Origin of the sequence: Arcicella aquatica, from assembly GCF_034928825.1 — a bacterium.
GTDB classification, from domain to species: Bacteria; Bacteroidota; Bacteroidia; order Cytophagales; family Spirosomataceae; genus Arcicella; species Arcicella aquatica.
Window position 1 is genome coordinate 62,010 of record NZ_JAYFUL010000019.1, and the last position, 15,884, is coordinate 77,893.

Consider the following 15,884-nt stretch of genomic DNA (forward strand, 5'->3'; position numbering starts at 1 on the left):
CATTCATTCTTTTATAAAGTCCATTCATCAAAATTACAGGAAATACTAGGTCAATAAATTTATTTAATGGTATAGTAGACTATTTTTGTAATAAAAAATAAGAAAATATGAGAAAAATATTCACAGTAATCTTTACATCATTTATTACTTTTCATGGTTTTTCACAAGCGGGAATAAAAGAGAATGAAGTAGCAAGAATCATCAAAACCCTTAGTGCCGATGATATGATGGGTAGAAGAACTTTTACGCCTGGTATCGAAAAGGCTTCGCTATTCCTACAAAATGAATTTAAGAGAATTGGATTAAAACCTTTGACTGGGCTTACTTCATTTGAGCAGAAGTTCAATATGTATTCACTGAAGCCACAACAAGCTGCTGTTTCTTTGAATAATACAACCATTGAAAATGACAAATACTTTTTTGTGACAGCTAAAGAATCTTTGTCATGGACAGACCCTTCTAAAGTATCCGTTTTCTATGTTAACGAAAATGATAATTTAAGAAAAGCTTATGGCGAAATCAAAAAGAAAAACCTAGATGCTATCGTACTGGTTAATCCTAAACATCAAAAGATGTTTGCTAACTATAAGCGATATTTGGGAAGTGGCTCAATGAGCGAAAGCGTAGGTAAAGGAGAATCACAACTATTCGTTTTAGCAGATTCTAGCCAATTGAGTTCAATAAAAGTAGCATTAAAAAATAGCGTAGAAACACTTCCTCTTGCGAATGTGGCAGGAATGATTCCAGGAAAAAGAACAAATGAGTATTTGGTTTTCTCAGGTCATTACGACCACCTTGGTTATCAAAAAGCTGTTGAAGGAGATTCTATTGCTAACGGAGCAGATGATGATGCCTCTGGTACTACTGCCGTTGTTACTTTGGCTGATTATTATAAAAAACTAGGAAAACCTGAACGTACTCTGATTTTTGTATGCTTCACCGCAGAAGAAATTGGTGGATATGGCTCACAATATTTTTCAAAGCAATTAAATCCTGATGAAATTGTAGCAATGTTTAATATTGAGATGATTGGTAAACCGTCAAAATTTGGCGCTAATTCAGCTTTTATTACTGGATTTGAACGTTCTGACTTTGGAACATTTCTACAAGAGGCTGTAAAAGGTACAAACTACAGTTTTCATCCCGACCCATATACTGAGCAAAACTTATTTTATCGTTCAGATAACGCGACTTTAGCAAGATTGGGTGTACCTGCTCATTCTATTTCATCAGACCAAATTGATATTGATAAATTATATCACTCTGTTAATGATGAGTTTGAAAGTTTAGATATGCCTCATATGACTAATATGATTAAAGCCATCGCAGTAGGTTCTAAGCCAATGGTTGATGGAAAGGTTACTCCAAAAAGAGTCAATAAAGCAGAGGTTGATTAATTTTTGTTAATAAACACGAAAGACAATCTAATCAGATTGTCTTTCGTGTTTTGAATACTATACATCTGCAATTTTCCAGCCTTCACGATACTCGCGACCAACAAATTGGTTGGCATCATCAAAGTTAGTGATTTTCATATCGCCACCATTCCATATCAATTTGTTTCTTCCGTAGAAATCAAAGTTCCCTTTTTCATTTTTCTTACGAAGCATATAACTACGAATAGCTAAATTACCCATTAATACCGTTTCAGTAAGTGGACCAGAATAATCAAATGATGATGTCAAAGCTTTATGTGCCTTACTATCATAGCCTGCTTTACAAGCTTCTGTCCAACTAACCTGATGGCCATATTCAGGTAAAGGTTTTACGTCAGTCGGAGTTACTTTAGGGGCTTCAATTTTCTCTCCTGAATTTAGGTAAATTTTAGGGTCATTTCCATACATACCTATGGTCATTATACCTTTTGTACCCGTTAGAATAATACCATTTGCTCCACCGTCGTTACTAATGGCTTCGTTGGCAGGAATTAAATCTGGGTGCATCGGTCTAATACCACCATCCATCCAAATCATTTTCATTGCTGATTTGTTCTTCTTTGTTGCAGGGAATTTAATTTCAACGTGTGATGAAGGCGGACAACCCTCAGGAATATATTCAGGAGTCCAATCTTTGATAAATACAGCCCCTACGCTACATTCAACCTCAGTTGGGTATCCTAAGCCTAAAATTCTAAAAGCAGAGTCAATCGTATGGCAACCAATATCACCCAATGCCCCTGTACCAAAATTCCACCAACCACGCCATTTGAAAGGATGATAAAGCGGATGGTAGTCTACCCACTGTGCTGGCCCAACCCAAGTATCCCAATCTTTTGGTGACATCGATTCAATCAATGGTGGCTTATCTGTGGGAACAGGAATTCCTTGTGGCCAAACTGGACGGTTTGTCCAAATATTTACCGTATGAACAGCTCCAATTTTACCTTCGTCAAACCATTTAATCGCTGTATTCTGAGCAGGGTTAGACGAACCCTGATTGCCCATTTGGGTTACTACTTTATATTTTCTTGCAGCCTTAGTCAGCATTCTAGCCTCTGCAATATTGTGTGTCAATGGTTTTTGTACATATACGTGTTTTCCCATCTGCATACATTGCATTGCTGCATAAGCATGGAAATGGTCGGGAGTAGAAATAGTTACCGCATCAATGTCTTTAGACATTTCTTGTAGCATCACCCTAAAATCACGGTATTTTTTTGCATTAGGAAATTTCTCAAAGGTTCCTTTGGTTCTGCCCCAATCTACATCACATAATGCTACTATATTTGAAGCCCCATTATTATAAGCATTAATAATATCGGACTGCCCCTTGCCACCTGCACCAATGGCTGCAATATTGAGTTTGTCGCTAGGAGCAATATAGCCTTTGCCTAATACATGACGGGGTACAATGAAAAAACTACCCAACGCCAAAGAACTCGTTTTAAGAAAATCTCTTCTGGAGTTTTGTTGTTTAGAATCTGACATAGTTAAATTGGAATTTGTTTTAGAATAATGCCACAAATTAGGTTTATTATCCCAAATAATTGTCCTGATTTAATAATAAAATAGTCAGTAAAAATATATTATTTACTTAGTTTTAAATGATAGCCCACACTGGGAGTTAAGTAAATTTTATCACTAAACTCAAAAATGCCAATAGGTACAAGCACATTCAAATCAAAAGCATGTCTTAATCTATCAAAACGTAATCCTCCTGAAAGTACAAAGCCGTTTTCAACACTTAATCCGTTGCCAATTGCAAAGAAGTTTTCGGTGAAAAATGTAAGATTGGGAGAAGTTTTTTTCATGTATCCCACTGAAAGTCCGAAACCACCACGGGTATCTTCTGTAAAAAAAATAGGACTGATATTTAAGAAGCTTTCTTTTTTACCAAAACTAAAAGAAGGAATAACAATCGAAGTACTACCAATGCTTCTTCCACCTATATGGTTTCCTGAGACAGAGAAGTTGAATTTTTCTTTGGATATAATATTTAATTTTGCTTTTAAAGAATAGAATTGTGTTGGAACGATAGTCAAAAATCCGAGTCCTATGCTAAATCTATCACCCATAGCAGCAGCGAATTCACTATAATGAAAAAGTGTATTATGATATTCAATAGCATCTTTTTCCATTGCAAAACCAGTAGGAGCAACAAGTAGGCGATTAATAAAACGGTTTGGATAATAAGGTTTATTATTGATAGGATTGTTTTTATCGTACAATTCAATACTTACAATCTGAGCGACATCTACTGTAATTAACCCTAAATTATCGGTTTGAATTTTGCTCTGTACTGCATTCTGTTCAATAACTCTTCCTAATAATTGTGTGCCATCTTTTAGCCGAATAATATATAAATTTGGCTTCGTTTTAGTAGTATCTGTTTTGTAATAATCTTGAGCAGTAATCGTAGAACATACTGTAAGAAGGCAAAGTAAAAGTAATATTTTTTTCATTAGCTGTAGTTAAATGGTAGGTTTATAATGGTAATGTTATTATCAGAGGCTTTTAAAATATGCTTTAAAATAGATGTAGTTCAAACATTAAATTTCTTGCAGAAGGCTAGGAAAGAAAACGTATTTTCCACGATAGCGTTTATCAACAGCATCGTTTAAATCATCTAAATAATCATTTTCAAATACTTCAAACCCTTCTATACTATCAAAAACATATTGGAAAGAATATGTTACACCTCCGTTATCGATTTCAGTCAATAACTTCAAGATTTTGAAGCTTTTTGGGAAACCAGTAAGCATTACTTTCGGAACATGAACTGTTCGCATCCAATCAAGAAAATCTTGTTCCGAGTTGATATCAATATTGTATGTGATATTATGAAAAAGCATAAAAGATAATTGTGAGTTATGGGGTAATTTGTGAATGAGTGAGTTGTGATTTAGTGATTGTTTTTAGTTGTGAATGAGTGATTTGTGGGTTAGTGAATTAGTGATTTATGATTTAACAGCTTTGTGTCTTTGCATTTACAAAGTCTCAAAATCCTAGGGTCCAAGATCTAGTATCTAGCGTCTTTCAATCTTAAAGTCATTCAGTCCTAAAGTCCAAAACCCTAAAGTCCTAAGTCTAATATCTAGCGTCTAATATCTTCCAGTCTTTAATCTTTAAGTCCTAAAGTCTCCAAATCCCAACAATCACCTAATAGTCGATAATTTAATCTTTGTTCCCCAAAGTGCCAAGAAAATGACAGAGACAAAATAGATAACGTTTCTAGAATCTATTAGCCCTCTTCCAAGAGCATCATATTGATAATCGAGTCCTAACTGAGCAAAAATATAGCCAAAATCACCTAAAAATGGCAATTGAGCCAGTTGTCCTATTCCGTAGTAAAGTACTAAACAAATTGTAAAAGCTAAGATAAATGCCGTTACTTGGTTATCTGTTAGAGAAGACGTGAAAATACCAATAGCCGCAAAAACACAAGCCAAAAAGAAAAGCCCCAAGTAAGAACTCAACACAGCAGCCGAATCGACATTGCCTTGTGGATTACCTAGTTGATATACTGAATAATAATATAAAGTTGTGGGTAAAAGTGCTAATAAAACTAAATAACAGCTAGCGAAATATTTACCTAAAATAATTTGCCAAGTAGAAAGCGGCTTAGTAAATAATAATTCTATCGTACCCGTTTTTACTTCTTCGGCAAAAGCCCGCATTGTGGTGGCGGGAATCAAAAATAAAAAGATAAAAGGAGCAATCTGAAAAAATGATGATAAATCTGCAAAGCCAAAATCAAGAATATTATCCTTAAAAAACCACACGAATAAACCAGTTGCTGTGAAAAACACACCAATCACAATATAACCGACGATTGAGCTTAGGAAAGTATTTACTTCTTTTTTGAAGATTTGATACATGGTAAATTAAAAATTTGAAATTGAGTTTGCTAGCTTGATTATGAATGTTAGCTAATGTAAAATAAACGTTGTTATTGTGTGAATTAAAGAGAGAAATATTCGTGTCTTAAAATCACAACTCTTACTTAACTCAATTATTTACAAAACATTATTCAAAAATCGACTTTTCTTTTTTCAGGATAGCAGAGATAATTAAAGCCACAATTAACCCACCAATAAAGCCAGCTATGACAGTGATAATAAATCCAATACTTGGGTCAGTAGCATAACTAATGATTTTTTCATTTACTTCCATCTGCGCATCTGTAGCTCCTTGTTCTTCCATTTTTTGGCGCATCAGATTAGCCTGTTTAATCATTTCAGAGTTATCAATGTACTTTAGATAAAGAATATTAAAGCCACCAGATACAACACCCCAAATAACCCCAGAAAGTAACCCTATACCCAGACCCTCGCCATAGCTCATAAAACCATTATTCTGGCTTTTATAATCATTCATTGCCAATACTTGAATCAAACAAGTAAAAGCCAGTCCTATTAAAAATAAAAAGAAGCCAGTAGAAACATCTTGACTATTTTTTAGTCCTAAAAGTTGAGTTGCTACTGATAGAATAATAGAGATAATCCCTGCGATAATTCCCCATTTTAAAGCAATTCTTGTGGTAGTAGTTTGGCTTTCCATCGATTAAGGTTTTTTTACATATTGATACTGACGTCTGAAAAATAGAGAAATTATGATAGAAACTAATATTCCGAGGGGCACTTTGCCTTTCAATCCAATAATTTCATCAATGGCGATATCTTTAGGCGATAAAATTTTAAAAGCTTCTAAAATACTATTGAAAGATGCTACACCCATTTCTTGGATATATCCATTTCTTACTTTTGGCATTTTAAGCATAGCCGTTGTTTGTTCAATATATTCGGCTAAAATAGTATTACCAGTGGCACTCAACCAAAAATAAAGTCCTAAAGCACTGATGCAGGCTCCAACAATATTAGTAAGATTAGCTACAGCAAAACCCTCCCAGAAGTGTAATGTATTATCTGGATTGTCTTTACGATAGTTTTTTACCGCAAATATCATCACTACAATGCTGAATAATAAAGAAGGTGCTTTTTTCCCATCTAAAGGAATCTGCCCTATACTTTTTATAACAAAACAATAAGCTAAAGTCAGCAATCCAGCAATGATACCGTATATGATGATTGTTTTTGTAAACGATTTATTAAACATTCTTTTATTGGTAAGATGATTTGCTTTTAGGCTTTAAGCGATAGGCTGTAGGCTTTAAATTTTAGTGTATTCTTAAAAAACTCAATCGATGAATAAGCTTATCTATTTAAAAGAGCTTATCGCCTATTGCTTACAGCCTAAAGCTCACTAAACAATTACTTTTATCGCTTTTCCTCTCAATGTTTTTCCAATAAATGGAGAGTTTTTTGAGGCAGAGATGATTTTTTTCTCACGATATACCCATTCTTCATCTTCTGAAAAAACAGTGAGATTAGCTTTTTCACCTACTTCAATTTTCGGTATGCTAAGTTGAAGAATTTGTCGTGGATTTACGGTAATTTTCTCAATTAAATCTTCTAATGAAATTTTTTCATTATACGTATTAACGGCTGCGAAAAGGGTTTCTAAACCAATCACGCCAAATTCTGCCATATCAAACTCTAATTTTTTAGATTCTTCATCTTGTGGATTATGATCTGATACGATAGCATCAATTGTTCCATCTTCTAAACCATCCCACAGAGCATCAACATCTTCTTGTGTGCGGAAAGGAGGGTTTACTTTAAAGTTAGTATTAAATTCTGATAAATCATTTTCAGTAAAACAAAGTTGATGCGCATACACATCACAAGTAATAGGAAGCCCAATATCTTTACCCATTCGGATTAAATTTACTGATTCTGCCGAAGATATACCAGAAAAATGTAACACACTTTTATCAACAGGCAAGTCCGTAAAAGGAGTATTCAATACATATTCCAACAACTTCAAATCACGCATGAGCATAATTTCTTCAGCCATTTGTGGCATTCCTTTCATTCCTAAAAAAGTACTCATCATGCCATCATGCATTTGTCCAAAATGAGTGAGGTTAGTATCTTCTGGACGATTGATTAATACGCCACCAAATTGAGAAAGATATTGTAACGTTTTTAAGAAAATATCTGGATTTTGAATAGGGTTTTCACCATCAGTAAAGGCGATAGCTCCTGCATGATGAAGGTCTATCATTTCAGTAAAATCGTTTCCTTCACATTTTAACGTAACAGCCGCCATCGGATGAAACTTTACTTTTTCTCCTGCTCGTTTTAAATAATTCACACTTTCACGTGTTTGAATTACGGGCTTGGTATTGGGTAATAAAGCAATTTCAGAGAAACCGCCAGCTAGGGCAGCAGCTTCCATCGACTGAAAACTCTCTTTATATTCGTGTCCTGGTTCTTTAGGGTGTACGCGTAAATCGAACCAACCGATTGATACGCAAATATCTTTACCTTCAATAATTTCATCGGCATCCCAATCGATTTCATCTTCAATTTTTTGGATACTGCCATTTTCGACAAAAATATCTTTAACCTGACCATTCAGGTCGTTGTTTTTACAAATTATTTTAGCGGAACGAATAAGAATTTTCATATTTATGTTTTACCACAGGTTGAAAAAAGAGATTGTTAGATATGATTAACACTGGGCTTTGTACATCAAAAAAAAGCCCTGATTGTCAGGGCTTTATAAAGTATTTGTTTTGGATTAATATCCAACGTGTTCTTTGTAAGAATCAGTATCCATCAATGCTTCAACATCAGCAATGTTAGTTACTTTCATTTTAATCATCCAACCTTCACCGTAAGGGTCAGAGTTTACTAATTCAGGAGCATTGACTAATGCTTCATTGACTTCTAAGATTTCACCTGCAATGGGCAAAAATAAATCAGAAACAGTTTTAACAGCTTCTACCGAACCGAAAATTTCGTCTTGTGCTAAGGTTTGTCCTGCTGTTTCAATTTCTACATATACAATATCTCCTAATTCACTTTGTGCAAAATCTGTGATACCTACTATAGCAATATCACCTTCTAATTTCACCCATTCGTGTTCTTTTGTATAACGAAGCTCTGCTGGAAAATTCATCTGTGTTGGTTTTGTTGATTTTTTGAATTGGGTCGCAAGTTAAATTAAAATTAGTAAAGTTCAAAAAGCTTATCAAGCAAACTATTGATGATTTATTCTGATAAACTAAATCTTACTTGGAAACCAGCCGCTATTGTTGAACGATAATATGAATTTGAAACAAAAGGATTATTAAACATTTTATCAAAATAAACATTCACACTAAGCCTTTTATTGACATTATAACTTGCTTGTGGGCGAAATTGAAAATTCATAAATCCTTGAGTTACTACTGTTTCAGCATCCAATTTTCTTTGTATCGTTCTTGTATCACGAATCGTTAAGTTGGCACTAAACTTTAAGTCATTAGGCAAGCGAACTCTTCTGCCCTGCACCCTGAAAGGAATAAGCATATTCGCTTTTGTAAAGCCCATTCCAACCGTTAAATCTTTGTTCGTAAGTTCATTTACTTGTGAATTAGCTAGGTTCAAGCCTACATTTCTATCCTGATTATACTCTATTTTTAAGGAGATTTTGCTTTTCGTAATGGCATTAAAGCCTATAAATGGCGCAAATCTTTCTTCAAATTTTATCGTACTCATCACAAATACAGGAATCAACGTACCATCTTGATTTACTTTTGATGAAAGCGGATACATTAAATTATTCAAGTTCAACTGGAATGGGTCGGTATATTCTAAAGAGGATACAAAATTACCTACGCTATAAGTGGACGTATAGGCATGTGTAATAGAAATATTAGAAAACGTTCTTTTGAACCAACCAATGTTGGCTAAACCATTGTAGTCAACTCGCCAATTGGGAAGGGGCAAATTCACGAAAGGAGAGAAGCTCACCTTGTTGGGTGAAACACCGCTATATGCCGCAAAAAATGCTGGAATCAATACATCTTGCGAATTGATATTATATTCTCCTGTGCCTTGTTTTTGTCCATTCAGGCGGTCTAAAATAGTTTGACGATAACTTCTAAATCGATTAAAAATTACAGAATTATTGTCAGGTGAATTACTATCAAAAGTTGTCAGGAATGATAAAAACGACATGCTATAATTCCCTGAACGCACTGGACTTTGGCTTTGAAATTCTCCACCAGCAGTGGCAGGTCTAAAGAACTCTTGATAATTATCTGACCTACTCCATTTTCCTTCAACCTGTATTTTGAAATCTCTGAAAGGTTCTAGCGCACTTCTGTAAGTGAAATTTTGTGTCCTCGTTTGTAAAAAAGGTACATTCTGGACAGTACTTTTTGTAAGCCAACCATTTTCGGCTGCTCTAAAACGAATATCGCCATCTTGGCTACCTGTAATAAAGCCTATGCCCGGAGCAGAACTCTGATTATTCATTCCTAACAAACCCGGATTTGGCATAAAACCAGCAAGTGTAGTAGATTCATCAATGTTGTAATTGATGTTAATACCACGGATAGTCATCAATAAACGAGTAATGCTTTTCAGAATATTTGCTTGAGGTTTAATGATGTCTTCATCATCACCAGGACTTCGTGCAATATTTTTACGTTCTATCCTTGGTTGATTCGCTATTCTTAATGCCCTAATTCTGTTATATAGCGCTACTAAGTCTATCTTACCAGTAATCCCTCGGTTTCTGGTGTTTTTAATAATATTACCAAAAGGTACATCCAGTGAATCTTTAATGTTATATGAATTGGCTGCATAAGTATAACCAAATCTATGGTTATAGTCGGCCGTCATCCAATCAGTCAATGGCGATTTATTCAAAGGTAATCTCCAAACAGTGTTTAGTTGTTGGTCATAGTTTTTGGTTCTACCAAATCGCCTTAAATTCGCAGCGACTGAATCTCTATCTTTCTGCGTTTCCAAACCACCATACGGCTCATCTATGATCGCGTTAGCCGTAGCATTGTAATTCACCGTAACGTTTTTAGTTAAATTCCAACCCAAGTTATAATAACGGTTGAATAACCAATATTTCTCAAAAAGCGGAGCAACTCCATCAGTTGTGAGTGTCGGTATACCACTACTTCCCGTCTGTGTTATTTCGGCATTCCGTAATTGTGTTTTGATAAAACTTCTATCCATATCTGCTCTGATGGTAACAGAGTTTGGTAAAGGAGAGAGGTTGAAATCTTTTACCCAACGCAATAAAGGATGATTACTTTTCATTCCCTTAAATGGCTCAATTGACTTCGGATTTCCCGTAAAAGAGTACGTAACACCACCGCGGTGTGATGTTTGTCTATATTCATCAATCGTGGTATTACTTCTTTTTAATTCTGCAAAAGCATAGGTAAATGTAAGGTTCTCAACATCCCAAGCATGCGACTTGGCAGTCGGATTCGTTTTTATCTTTCGAACATTGGTAAGGTTCAACCCTTTTCGCTCAGAATTATCCTGTACCATCCTACGGTACCGCTCTCGTTCTACTGGGTCTGAAATACTAGCAAGCGTACTGTCCAGTAAAATATCTGGGTCTAATGGATTAAAGGTGGGGCTGATATTCCTTTTGTCATAACTTACATATAATGGAATTTTTAAACCCCATTTTTCAGGTAAAAGCTTGTCAACATTAATGTTTGCGGCAATACCATATTCAATGGTAGTTTCTCTGGCACGTTCAGAAATTTTAGACTGTACGCCACCAAAGCCGTAATTCTTGAACGAACCGCTCATCGTTACATTGGCAAAATCAGCCAATTTCAACCCTAACTTTCCAATAGCTGCTTGACCTGAGGTTTGGTCAAAACCAGAAGCCCTTAATTCATCCACCCAGATACAAAAAGTTTTAGCCTGTTCATCTGCTGATTTTGGATTTCGAACCCCAATCATCGTAGTCAGTATGGCACTTTGGTCAGGTCTACCCACAACGGTCACAAAATAAGTATGACCATTATTCCCTAGTACTTCTTTGCGGTATGGAGTATTCAAGCTAATACCAAGCCTATCTCTTTCTATTTTTACACTTTTGATAATAGCAAACGGAATATCAATTTCATTTTCTTCTCGCCATACTTCTTCAGAAGTAACCGAAGTAGCATAATGTGTTTGTTTTAATCCTTTTGTTTCAACTTCGTAATAATTGTCTGTCAAGTCTGTACCAATTCTTATGAAAGCAGATACATTATTTTCAACATCATTATTTGGGCTGTCCATGTGGACAAACATCTTTAGGTTTTTGTAATTGATAAAATCAAATAACGTATTTTTAAAACCTGCTCTTGAATCACCGTCTCTCAAGCCATCGACGCACATACTTAATGACTGTTCGTTTAATTGTGCATTGCTAATCGTAGTAATGTCTCTGTCACGAACAAAACCTGGAGGTACTACATAAGGAACTGTATTCGTGCCTTTGTTGGCAGGGCCGTTTTCTTCAATGTTAACAGTCGTAATTCTAAAGTTAGCATCATAAGGTTCTGGAACATCCTGTAAACCTCTAGGAGTAAGCTCTCCTGTATATTTACGGTATTGAAAGCCTGAAAGCTGGAAGGCCGCAAAACGAAAAACCACAGGCTGTTCCCAGCCTGTCAGGAAAGTACGGATAAATCTCATTGATTTAAACCCATTCACATTTCCTACTTTACTCGTATAGTCTTTGATAGGGATTCTGAAAAGAAACCAATCAACGCCATTTTCAGTAATTTTATCAACGATATAATTCTGTCCTACTACCATTTTCTCTTGTTTAATATCAAGTTCGTATTGGTAATAAGCTTGGTTATCGTTTACGGTATTATCATTATTCAAATCCTCACGGTCGGGCTGTTGATTACTTGATTCTGTATAGCCAGAATTTGTATTAGCTGTTGCCGCGGTGGTTGGCGAGTTGTTCTCTAGCCCCATGTAGTTTTTATAACGGACAATTAAGCTTGAGGTGTTATTGTATTTTTCATTTAAGTAATGCACAAAGTCATCACCTGCGGGGTCATTCTCAAATTCTAATAAGGCAGTTTGGTCAGTTACTTTTCCACGAACGTCATTTAAATAAGTACTGAAAAAACGTTGTTCATCAAATTCATCTGTTGAAGCAGAAGCTTTGTTGGGAAGACCGTCTAACCCAATATCTTGTAAACTTCTATCGCTATTATTGGAGAAAGCGTTGGTTACAAACTGTTGTTTAGGTGCTAAACCCCAGATAGTTCTTTCAACGTTTGATGAAGTGCCCGTCACAATTTTTTCACCTGCTGGAATTCCATTTTCAAAATTCGAAAATCCATCTGGAACAAAATCTTCTGAAATATCCCCTAAGTTGAAAATTAATTTTCCTCCTGTTTGATTACGTCTTTGGCTATTTTGACGGTCAACATCTGCATCTCCAGTAGCCCTTACTACGCCCGTTTCGCCTTCTACTAATGGATTCATCATCCAAAATTCAAGGGTTTCAATATTGGCATTATCAAAGTCTGTGTCTGATGTAATCGCACGTGTAATGGCTCCAAAATTTTGTGTTGGATTGTTTAATAAACCTCTGTCGTTTAGATTGGTCGAGAAGTTATAAACCCCTCTTTCAGCAGGGAAATAAGAAACATCCAATACACTTAATGGAATACCTGTGATGTTATTCGCTAACTGACGATTTGGGAATAGACTTGTAATCGATATAGCTCTCTCATAAGCATATTTATTAGATTCCTCTGAGTTTACCCCCGGTACATTGATATTTGAACCATTATTTCCGTATAAACTAAAGTCGGCAATATAGGTTGAAATTTTGGCTCTTCGGAAACCACTCTCTAAGCTATTGGGCGAGCCTTGAGGAAACATCAGAGGGGTAGCACCTGGTTTCCAAGCCGTTGCTTGGTTGCTTAGGCTAAATACATTTCTGGCTACTTCAAAATCATCAATAAAAGCATTGCCTTGAACATCTTTGTTAACTGATGGAATAAGTTGTGCAAACTCACCTTGAAAATCAATGCCAGATGTTTCTTTGGTAGAGATTAAAGGCAAGGCATCAATCAGTTTTGTTAAGAATTTTGAAGGACGTTGGATAGCTGCATCAAAACCAAAAATAGTATTATTAACTGGTTCATTCCCGATTTGTACCCTTGTCAAGAAGTTAGGAGGACTCTCTTTCATGTGCTGAACAGTGGCTCCCAAATGGAAGTTTTGTCCAACTGTATAGTCCAAGTGTGCACCTAGTAATGTTCTGATTTGATTATTAAACAAATCAGGTTTTTCGTAACAGATTTTGATTTCTCGTCCCGAATTTGAAACGCCAACATTTAATATCCTCACTCTACCAGATTGCGGTTCAACAATATAGTCTGTCCCAGCCGCTAGTGGTACGCCACCCGCTGATACTTGTACCGACTTGGCATCTACACCAATGGGTAAAGAGACATCCCCTCCACCAGCAGATTGATAACTTCCTTTCAAGAAAAATTTATCCTTGCTGGTCAACTGTGCGGCATCGGTTTGAGTACTTCTATATAAACGATCAAAAACGTATTTATCGACTAACTGAACCTCATCTACATCAAATTGCTTTTGTAAAGTTGACCCGAAAGGTTCTAGTACTGGGAATATTACTTTTGCATTTTTACTGTCAATGGTTACACCTTCTACAAAGTCAAAATTTCCATCCACTTGGGCATCACCGTTTTGGTTTAGTTTGTCTAGTCCCAAAACCCTGATTAATGGAATATCTTTTAGTTTTCTACCTTCTTGTAAATTCGGATTATCAACGCCTGTTTGGTCATCTTTATAAACTACTCTTAGTTGAAACGCCTGTTTTGCCAATTGCTGAGTATTCAATGAATAAATGTTTTTCATCATCAAATCCCACATCGGATGTTCCAGATTATTACGCACAGTAGATGATTTTAACATTTTTAAAATCAATACTTTATCGTCTGCTTGGTCTTGGTAATCTTCTGTAAGTTCACCAACTTGGTGTCTTTGTCCATTCAACGTATATTCGTATGACACTGCCAACACTTCGTCATTACGAAGAGGTGTAATCAATGAGATATAACCAAGTTCTGGACTGAACTTAAATTCTCTGTCCGATAAGCGTTTCGCTCCACGAAGTAAGTCAAAGTCAGGCCCTTTGGTTAATCCAAATTCGCTTTGTAATCTAAAAGTTGCTTGGTCAGCCTTTCTTACCTCTGCATCTGCTCTGGCTGCTGCATAAAGTCCATTGTTAGCATTATCAACAGGCGTTTGGGTGCTTCCATTAAAAGGCTGAATATGTTTACTTGTTTTGTTATAAGGACTAGCCTCTCCTAAATCCGAAAATGCTACTAGATTTCGGAGTGTTTCAGGGCTTTGAGTTCTGTTGGTTACGTATACTTCTACCCGAGTAATTGTAATCCCCGATGTAATGATTGGGAGGTTTTTAAGCGAGCGTTCATAATTATTTCTAAAGAAAGTAGACAAGAAAAAGTGCCTGTTTTCATCATAAGCACTCGCTTTTATTTCAAAGTTTTTTCCTTGGCTTCCTCCTCTTAAGGTGATACAATCTTGTTTTGAACGTTGTTGGGCCAATACTGTGGTAACATCCAAATTACCAAAACGCATTAACGTTTTTAATCCGAATAGGTTTTGAACCCCCGGAATGAGTTGACTATTTAATTGCCAAGATGTATTACCTACTTCAATGTTTTGTAAAATGTCTTCTTCATTCGTTCGCCAATTTAACTTTAATTGATTTTGAAAATTGAAACTTGCTTTTGTATCAAAATTGGTATTAATATTTAATTTATCACCTATCTTCCCCTGAAAGTTTACTTGCGCTTGTTCTGTGAAATTCAAGTTGCCAATGTATCGTTGCTGGACGGGAATGGCTGGATTATCGATAAATTGACCAATGTAACCTATATCTAATAAAACATTTCCGTTTGGTTTGAAATCCACTTGGGCTCCCCCAAAAATACGGTCGATAGCAGGAGGGAGTTCTATTTTCGGTAATAAGCCTCGGCCTTTGGTATCATCCTTCCCATCTTGCGAAGCCGCATACTTTCGCCAGTAGTCTCGCATAAACCTATCCTCTTGTAATCTAGCATAATCCTTGATACTAATCTGCTCGGCAGGGCGATATTGGGTATTATCAGAAAGACTTTTTAGCTTTTCATAAACAGAAATTTTACCTGATGAATCTAGCCTAAATTCAGTATTTAAATCTTTGGAGTCTTTCGGAATAAAGGGTGAGCTGGCTGTTTTTCCTGTAAAGCGATTTGCGTAACGGTCTTTTAATTTGAAACGAGGGCGCTTCCCAGTTTTTTTTAGGGTATCAGCTAGGTAAGAAGAAAGAATGCCTTTTGGATTTTTTTTGGTCAGATAATAGGCGGTACCATGCATTGGTGAAACCCATGCAAGAGAAGCAAAAACTGACAAAATTAACCCTCCAGAAAGTAAGTAAAACTTTTTTCGTTGCACAGTTAGTAGCTTGATGTTCAAAAAATAAGGTATTTTAATTGATGTGGTATTTTTAAGAACAACT

General features: G+C 35.8%; 10 protein-coding genes. 1 reads left to right on the top strand and 9 read right to left on the bottom strand.

Features of this window, described 5'->3' with window-relative positions:
• The first annotated feature begins 107 nt into the window (after positions 1-107).
• Entirely contained in the window at positions 108-1,397 is a 1,290-nt protein-coding gene (locus VB264_RS12870) for a M28 family metallopeptidase (protein WP_323249954.1), read from the top strand.
• Between the two features lie 57 nt (positions 1,398-1,454).
• Here VB264_RS12870 and VB264_RS12875 read toward each other — a convergent pair whose 3' ends face one another.
• The 9 genes from VB264_RS12875 to sov form a co-directional block, all read right to left on the bottom strand.
• A complete protein-coding gene (locus VB264_RS12875; RefSeq protein WP_323249956.1) occupies positions 1,455-2,927 on the bottom strand; it encodes a Gfo/Idh/MocA family protein in 1,473 nt (490 codons plus the stop codon).
• Positions 2,928-3,025: 98 nt separating this feature from the next.
• On the bottom strand, positions 3,026-3,901 hold the full coding sequence (locus VB264_RS12880) for a hypothetical protein (RefSeq protein ID WP_323249957.1): 876 nt from the start codon (positions 3,899-3,901) through the stop codon (positions 3,026-3,028).
• Between the two features lie 87 nt (positions 3,902-3,988).
• The gene (locus VB264_RS12885) at positions 3,989-4,291 is read right to left on the bottom strand and encodes a DUF4286 family protein (protein WP_309920008.1); all 303 of its coding nucleotides are present in this window, start codon (positions 4,289-4,291) and stop codon (positions 3,989-3,991) included.
• A 303-nt stretch (positions 4,292-4,594) separates the two neighbouring features.
• Positions 4,595-5,317, bottom strand: a complete 723-nt coding sequence (gldF, locus tag VB264_RS12890) for a gliding motility-associated ABC transporter permease subunit GldF (protein ID WP_309920007.1) — start codon at positions 5,315-5,317, stop codon at positions 4,595-4,597.
• A 148-nt stretch (positions 5,318-5,465) separates the two neighbouring features.
• Positions 5,466-5,999 (bottom strand): DUF4199 domain-containing protein, encoded by a 534-nt coding sequence (locus VB264_RS12895; RefSeq protein ID WP_309920005.1) that lies wholly within the window; start codon positions 5,997-5,999, stop codon positions 5,466-5,468.
• Between the two features lie 3 nt (positions 6,000-6,002).
• Positions 6,003-6,554, bottom strand: coding sequence for a DUF4199 domain-containing protein (locus tag VB264_RS12900; RefSeq protein ID WP_323249960.1), 552 nt, complete (start codon positions 6,552-6,554; stop codon positions 6,003-6,005).
• A gap of 147 nt (positions 6,555-6,701) precedes the next feature.
• Positions 6,702-7,970, bottom strand: a complete 1,269-nt coding sequence (locus VB264_RS12905) for a dihydroorotase (RefSeq protein ID WP_323249961.1) — start codon at positions 7,968-7,970, stop codon at positions 6,702-6,704.
• Between the two features lie 114 nt (positions 7,971-8,084).
• On the bottom strand, positions 8,085-8,465 hold the full coding sequence (gcvH, locus tag VB264_RS12910) for a glycine cleavage system protein GcvH (protein ID WP_323249962.1): 381 nt from the start codon (positions 8,463-8,465) through the stop codon (positions 8,085-8,087).
• 92 nt (positions 8,466-8,557) lie between these two features.
• The gene (gene sov / locus VB264_RS12915; RefSeq protein ID WP_323249963.1) at positions 8,558-15,820 is read right to left on the bottom strand and encodes a T9SS outer membrane translocon Sov/SprA; all 7,263 of its coding nucleotides are present in this window, start codon (positions 15,818-15,820) and stop codon (positions 8,558-8,560) included.
• Positions 15,821-15,884 lie beyond the last annotated feature (64 nt).